Origin of the sequence: Dietzia sp. CW19, assembly GCF_014145265.1 — a bacterium.
Lineage (GTDB): Bacteria > Actinomycetota > Actinomycetes > Mycobacteriales > Mycobacteriaceae > Dietzia > Dietzia natronolimnaea.
On sequence record NZ_JAALEE010000369.1, the window covers coordinates 1 to 5,858 of the forward strand.

Annotated in this window: 8 protein-coding genes, 1 tRNA gene and 1 pseudogene; 9 read left to right on the forward strand and 1 reads right to left on the reverse strand. The window is 69.1% G+C overall.

Annotation, left to right across the window (positions count from 1 at the left end; translation table 11 throughout):
• On the reverse strand, positions 1-302 hold a 302-nt coding region (locus G6021_RS11405; protein WP_182641317.1), incomplete at its 3' end, for an FAD-dependent oxidoreductase.
• Positions 303-368: 66 nt separating this feature from the next.
• Here G6021_RS11405 and G6021_RS11410 point away from each other — a divergent pair.
• The 9 genes and pseudogenes from G6021_RS11410 to G6021_RS17910 all read left to right on the forward strand — a co-directional run.
• Positions 369-926 (forward strand): cupin domain-containing protein, encoded by a 558-nt coding sequence (locus G6021_RS11410; protein WP_182641318.1) that lies wholly within the window; start codon positions 369-371, stop codon positions 924-926.
• A gap of 98 nt (positions 927-1,024) precedes the next feature.
• A tRNA-Ala gene (locus G6021_RS11415) sits at positions 1,025-1,097 on the forward strand.
• A 71-nt stretch (positions 1,098-1,168) separates the two neighbouring features.
• Entirely contained in the window at positions 1,169-1,531 is a 363-nt protein-coding gene (locus G6021_RS11420; RefSeq protein WP_182610614.1) for an SMR family transporter, read from the forward strand.
• Positions 1,531-1,848: an SMR family transporter gene (locus G6021_RS11425; protein WP_179525828.1), complete on the forward strand. Its 318-nt coding sequence runs from the start codon at positions 1,531-1,533 to the stop codon at positions 1,846-1,848. The genes G6021_RS11420 and G6021_RS11425 overlap by 1 nt, the downstream gene beginning before the upstream one ends.
• Before the next feature lie 79 nt (positions 1,849-1,927).
• Positions 1,928-3,448, forward strand: coding sequence for an MFS transporter (locus tag G6021_RS11430; RefSeq protein ID WP_182641319.1), 1,521 nt, complete (start codon positions 1,928-1,930; stop codon positions 3,446-3,448).
• A 34-nt stretch (positions 3,449-3,482) separates the two neighbouring features.
• Positions 3,483-3,773 (forward strand): SelT/SelW/SelH family protein, encoded by a 291-nt coding sequence (locus G6021_RS11435; protein WP_182641320.1) that lies wholly within the window; start codon positions 3,483-3,485, stop codon positions 3,771-3,773.
• A 115-nt stretch (positions 3,774-3,888) separates the two neighbouring features.
• Complete coding sequence (locus G6021_RS11440) at positions 3,889-4,329, forward strand: hypothetical protein (protein ID WP_259847965.1); 441 nt, start codon at positions 3,889-3,891, stop codon at positions 4,327-4,329.
• A gap of 116 nt (positions 4,330-4,445) precedes the next feature.
• Positions 4,446-5,657, forward strand: a complete 1,212-nt coding sequence (locus G6021_RS11445; RefSeq protein ID WP_182641321.1) for an NADH:flavin oxidoreductase — start codon at positions 4,446-4,448, stop codon at positions 5,655-5,657.
• 97 nt (positions 5,658-5,754) lie between these two features.
• Positions 5,755-5,858, forward strand: a pseudogene (locus G6021_RS17910) (short chain dehydrogenase); the annotation flags it as partial.

Here is a 5,858-nt window from a genome sequence, read left to right on the forward strand (position 1 = left end):
CCACTGTCGACCCCACTGTCGACCCCGCTGTCGCGGACCACGGTCACGGACCCCGTCCGCACCGTGACGTCGTACTCGCGGAGCTCCTCGCGGCCCCGGCGGAGCAGCTCGAGCGGATCCATCCCCTCGTGGCCGAGGACGCCGTGCATGTGTGCGGCGAAGCGGTTGCGCGGTTCGCCGGCGTCGACGACGAGCACGCGGCGGCGCGCCCGGCCCAGCATCAGCGCCGCCGACAGCCCCGCGGCCCCGCCGCCGATCACGATGGCGTCCCAGTGTTCCTCGATGTCCTTGTTCGTGTGCATGACAACAGTTCACGCCTGGTGTGCGTAAACTGCAAGGAGATTTGCACTATTGGCAAGGAGTTGCGTGTGACGGAGGAACTCAGGCAGGTCGGGACGCGATTGCGGGCGTACCGCCACAGCAAGGGCTGGACCCTGGACGAGTTGGCCGAGCGCGCGGACATGTCGGCCAGCACGCTCTCCCGTCTCGAATCGGGCAAAAGACAGGCCAGCCTCGAGCTGCTCCTGCCGCTCACCCGCCAGTTGGGGATCAGCCTCGACGATCTGGTGGCGCCGTCGACCGTGGACCCCAGGGTGCGGCGTCCGGTGATCCACCGGGACGGGATGGTGATCGCGCCCCTGGCTCCCGAGGGGTCATCGGTGGGCACCTACAAGATCACCTACCCGCCGGCGAGTGCCGCGCCCGAACCCCGGGTCCACGACGGCTACGAGTGGTTCTACGTCCTGTCCGGCAGGTTACGCCTGGTCCTGGGCGACCAGGAGCTGATCCTGACCCGGGGTGAGGCAGCGGAGTTCGACACCAAGATCCCGCACAGTCTGTCGGCCGCCGGGGCGCGGCCGGCGCAGGTGATCAGCATCTTCAACGACGACGGGGTGCGGATGCACACGCACACCGCGAGCTCATGAGGCCTCCCGGCCTCCCGGTTTGGTCGGTCGCCCGGACGTGCTGGTAAGGTATCCCTCGCTGCTCGAGAGGGCGGCACCGTCGCCCGCGAGGGTGCCGGGGGGCTATAGCGCAGTTGGTAGCGCGTCTCGTTCGCATCGAGAAGGTCAGGGGTTCGATTCCCCTTAGCTCCACGGAGAGATGTCCCGGACCATCGAGTCAGATGGCCCGGGACATCCGTCATTTGCTGGAGGAACGGCGACCGATGAACACCGATGTGGGCGGCAAGTGGCTGTTCCTCGCCGCGGCGATCGCCCTCGAGGTGGCGGGCTCGCTCTCACTGAAGGGGGCGCTCACCACGCCCGCGCTCTACGCGATGGTGGCCGTCGGGTACGTGGGCGCGTTCGCCTTCCTGGCCCTCACCCTGCGGGCGGGCGTGCCGCTCGGGGTGGCGTACGGCATCTGGGGGGCCTCCGGCGTCGCCCTGACGGCGGGCCTGTCGTCCCTGATCTACCACGAGCCGCTGACCCCGCTGATGATCGCGGGCATCGCGGTGATCATCGCCGGGGTGTTGTGCGTCGAACTGGGATCCCAGCGCGCCCGGTCACGCGCCGAGGGGGCCGGCTGATGGCCTGGGCCTATCTCGCCGTCGCGATCTCCTTCGAGCTCGCCGCGACGCTCTCGCTCCGGATGGCCGTCGACAACGCGCGGTGGTACGCCGCCGTCGTGCCCGGCTACCTGGTGGCCTTCGTCTTCCTCTCCCTGACGCTGGCCGAGGGGATGCCGCTGGGGGTCGCCTACGGGATCTGGACGGCCGCCGGCGTGGCTCTGGCCGCGGTCCTGAGCCGGCTGCTCTTCCGCGAACCCCTCACGCCGTTGATGGGTGCGGGGATCGTCCTGATCGCCGGCGGGGTGTTGCTCGTGGAGCTGGGCGCGGGCGTCTGAGGGCAGTGGCCCCGATCGTTAACACGGGGTTCATTACCACCACGATTCGCGCGGACGCGCCTGAGTAATGTTCTGCGTCATGGCGATACCCGCGTCCGAGGGCGACGACGAACCGGGGACCCCCTCGACGGTTCAGCGATTCATCGACGAGACCCCCCGCTGGCGGGACGGCACCCCCGCGGTCGCCGGCGGCATGACGAGCATGCAGGGCAGGATCTGGTGGCTCGCCTCGGCGGGGAAGTTCTTCGAGGGGCTTATCGTGTTCCTCATCGGGGTGGCGCTGCCCCTGATCACCGCCTATTGGTCCCTCTCTGCCGTGGAGACCGGTCTCCTCACCGCGGCGCCTCTGGCCGGGATCATGGTCGGCGCCACCGCGCTCGGTGGGCTCTCGGACCGGTTCGGCCGCAGACAGATGTTCCTCATCGAGATGGTGCTGTTCACCGTGTTCCTGCTCGGCGCCACCGTGGCGCCCGGGTTCGCCGTGTTCCTGGTGTGCCTGTTCGGGATGGGCACCGCTCTGGGGTGCGACTACCCGACCGCGCACGCGATGATCTCCGAGACGCAGTCCACCGCCGGCCGCGGAAGACTGGTGCTGTCGGCGTTCGCGTTCCAGGCGGTCGGGGCCGTGGCGGGGACCCTGGTCGGTGTCGCGATCCTCAGCACCACCGACTCGCTCGACTCCTGGCGGCTGATGTTCGGCGTCGTCGTGGTGCCGGCGGCACTCGTCGCCGTCGGCCGGTTGTTCATCGTCCAGAGCCCGCACTGGCTCGCGAACGTCGGTCGCCACGCGGAGGCCGAGGTCGAACTCAGGAAGCTCCTCGACCGCACGCCGCAGTACCCCTCGGTCGTGACACTCTCGGCAGACCGGGGCGCGGACGAGGCGGAGACCAAGGACGTCCGCGCGCTGTTCGCGGCCCCGTGGCGTCGGTCGACCATCCTGGCATCGGTGCCGTGGTTCCTCCGGGATCTGAGCACCTACGGCATCGGCATCTTCACGCCGACGATCATCGCGACCACGCTCGGGAACGTCGCCAGTAGCGGGTCCTCGTCGTCGGCCATCATCCACAAGGATCTGCTCGGCGCCAAGGGGGCCGCCCTCATCGACGTCTTCCTCCTGGTGGGCATCCTGGTCGCCATCGTGTTGGTCAACCGGTGGGGTCGAATGCGGTTGCAGATGCTGGGGTTCCTCGGCTGCGCGACCGGGCTGGCGATCGCCGCGTCGTCCACCCTCGCCCACGGGTCGGTGCAGACGGTGCTCGTCTTTGCCGGTTTCATCCTGTTCCAGTTCATGACCAACCTCGGGCCCAACTCGATGACCTATGTGGTGGCGGGGGAGGTGTTCCCGACCGCACTGCGCGGGACGGGTGCCGGCATGGCGGCGTCCATCGCCAAGTCGGGCGCGGTGCTGACCTCGTTCCTGTTCCCGATCCTTCTGGTCACCTGGGGCACCGGCGCAGTCCTGGCGATCCTGGTGGGGACATCCCTGCTCGGGGCTCTCATCACGTGGCTGTTCCGCATCGAGACCACCGGCAGGAGCGTCGAGGAGGTCGACTCGATGTACGAGGAGCATCCGGAGCAGGCGGAGCCCGCCCAGCGCTGATACCGGTCAGTCCACCTGTGGCACTGTGGGCGGTATGCCGTCTCCTCGGGTCGCCATCACCTTCTGTACGCAGTGCCGGTGGATGCTCCGCGCCCAGTGGTACGCGGGCGAGCTTCTCCAGACTTTCGAGAGCGAGATCGGCGAGATCGCGCTCGTGCCTGCCACCGGCGGCACGTTCCGGATCGATGTCGGCGACGAGCAGGTCTGGAACCGCAAGAGGGATGGCGGATTCCCCGAGATCACCGAACTGAAGCGGGCTGTCAGAGATCTCGTCGCTCCGGGGAGGTCGCTCGGTCACGCCGACCGGGTCGAGCCCACCGACTAGCCACAGGGGTCGTCCCTGGCGGATCCGCGGGGCGCCCGTTCGTCGTGGACGCACCCGTAATCCACGCAAAGTCCACTTTGAGGTAAGCGAACTCTGATGTGCTGAGGTGCAGGCGGTGAGCGCCGCCCTCGACGACCCCAGGGAGAGCGACATGTCCGGAAGACTTCTCACCGTGTGCGGCGTGGCCGCCGTAACCCTCCTCGCGGGCGCCGGGACCGCGAACGCGCAGCTCGGTTCCGTCACCGGTTCGCTTCCGGGGTCGACCAGCGGGCCGGTCGGTTCCACGGCCACCGCGGTCTGCAACGTCGGTAGCGTGGCCAACCTCGCCGGGGCCGGACTGCCGACCAGCGCGGTCTGCTCGGTCGCACCGGCGCTGGGCAGGTCGATCGACCACCTGCTCGCCGGAGACACCAACGGTTCGGTCTCCGCGCTCGTCGGTGGCGTCCCGGGGGTGGGGAGTGCCCTGGAGAGGGTGGTACCCACGGACTCGGCGGCCGACCTGGTGGATCAGGCGCTCGCGGGGATCGACGCGACGTCGCTCACCCCCCAGGGCTGAGCGGGCCGGCGCGCGCTCGCAAGACGGGCACGGAGACAGGTGAGCCAAATGCACTCAGTGCAAAAGTGCTGGCCAAAGCACGTGATCACTGGATTGGAACGCGTTATAGTTCGCTCATGACCCTCGCACCAGGTAGCCCCGCGCCCAATGTCTTCAGCCCGGCGAAGATCGGAAACGTGACGTTGCGCAACCGCATCGTCAAGGCCGCGACGTTCGAGGGCCGCTGCCCCGAGGGCCGGGTCACCGACGAGCTCATCGAGTTCCACGCCGAGTACGCCCGCGGCGGCGTCGGCATGACGACGGTCGCCTACCTGGCCACCTCGCCCGAGGGTCGGACCGACCGGCACCAGTATCACTGGGGCATGGACGACGGCGGCATGCTGCGCAAGCTCACCGACACGGTGCACGCCGAGGGCGCGGCCGTCTCGGCGCAGGTCGGCCACGCGGGGGCGGTGGCCAATTCCGCCTCCAACAAGATGCCGGCGATGGGGCCGTCCCGCATCCCGGCCCCCACGGGAATGTCCCTGACCAGGGCCTGCACCGAGGCGGATATCGATCGGATCGTGGAGGACCACGTCCGAGCGGCCCGTGGGGCGGCGGAGGCCGGGTTCGACGCCATCGAGGTGCACTTTGGGCACAACTACCTGGTGAGCGAGTTCCTCAGCCCCAAGTTGAACAAGCGCAAGGACTCCTACGGCGGGTCCCTCGAGAACCGTGCTCGGTTCGCCCGCCGCATCGGCCGCTCCATCCGCGACGCGATGGGCGACCGGATCGCCGTGACCATCAAGCTCAACATGGACGACGGCGTGCCCGGCGGATTCTGGATCGACGAGGCCGTGCAGGTGGCCAGGTGGATCGAGGAGGACGGCTCGGCGGACGCCCTGGTGATGACCGTGGGCAGCTCCCTGCTCAACCCCATCTACCTGTTCAAGGGCGACGCGCCGCTGCACGAGTTCGCCGCCACCCAGCCGACGGTCATCAAGCTGGGCATGAAGGTCGTCGGACCCAGGATGTTCAAGGAGTACCCCTACACGGACGCCTACATGCTCGACGACGCCCGCCAGATCCGCGAGGCCGTGAGTATGCCCATGATGCTGCTCGGGGGGATCGTCGACCGACCGTCGATCGACAAGGCGATGAGCGCGGGATTCGAGTTCGTGGCCATGGGGCGCGGCCTCCTGCGTGAGCCGGACCTGCCCAACAAGCTGAGGGCCGATGATCGTCGTCGGTCCCTGTGCGTGCACTGCAACCGCTGCATGGCCACGATCTACAGCGGGAGCCGCTGCGTGTTGCGCGACCACGTTCCGCCCGTCCCGGCGCGCGGCTGACCCCGACCGGCGTCAGGCCACCTTCCTGGCACCGGCGGGCCGCTACGGTGGGACCCCAGGAGGCCCGCTCGAGCGACCCGGGCCGGAAGGGGAGCACATGTCGAGGCGACGGATCACCGACTACCGTGGCAAGACCTGCGTGGTCACCGGAGCGGCCAGCGGGATCGGCCGCGCCGTGGCGATCCGGCTGGCGGGCGAGGG

Excerpts from the sequence above, each read along its gene's own strand:
- G6021_RS11420 (WP_182610614.1), top strand. The coding sequence starts at position 1,169 with ATGAACACCGATGTGGGCGGCAAGTGGCTGTTCCTCGCCGCGGCGATC.
- G6021_RS11435 (WP_182641320.1), top strand. The coding sequence starts at position 3,483 with ATGCCGTCTCCTCGGGTCGCCATCACCTTCTGTACGCAGTGCCGGTGG.
- G6021_RS11430 (WP_182641319.1), top strand. The coding sequence starts at position 1,928 with ATGGCGATACCCGCGTCCGAGGGCGACGACGAACCGGGGACCCCCTCG.
- G6021_RS11445 (WP_182641321.1), top strand. The coding sequence starts at position 4,446 with ATGACCCTCGCACCAGGTAGCCCCGCGCCCAATGTCTTCAGCCCGGCG.
- G6021_RS11425 (WP_179525828.1), top strand. The coding sequence starts at position 1,531 with ATGGCCTGGGCCTATCTCGCCGTCGCGATCTCCTTCGAGCTCGCCGCG.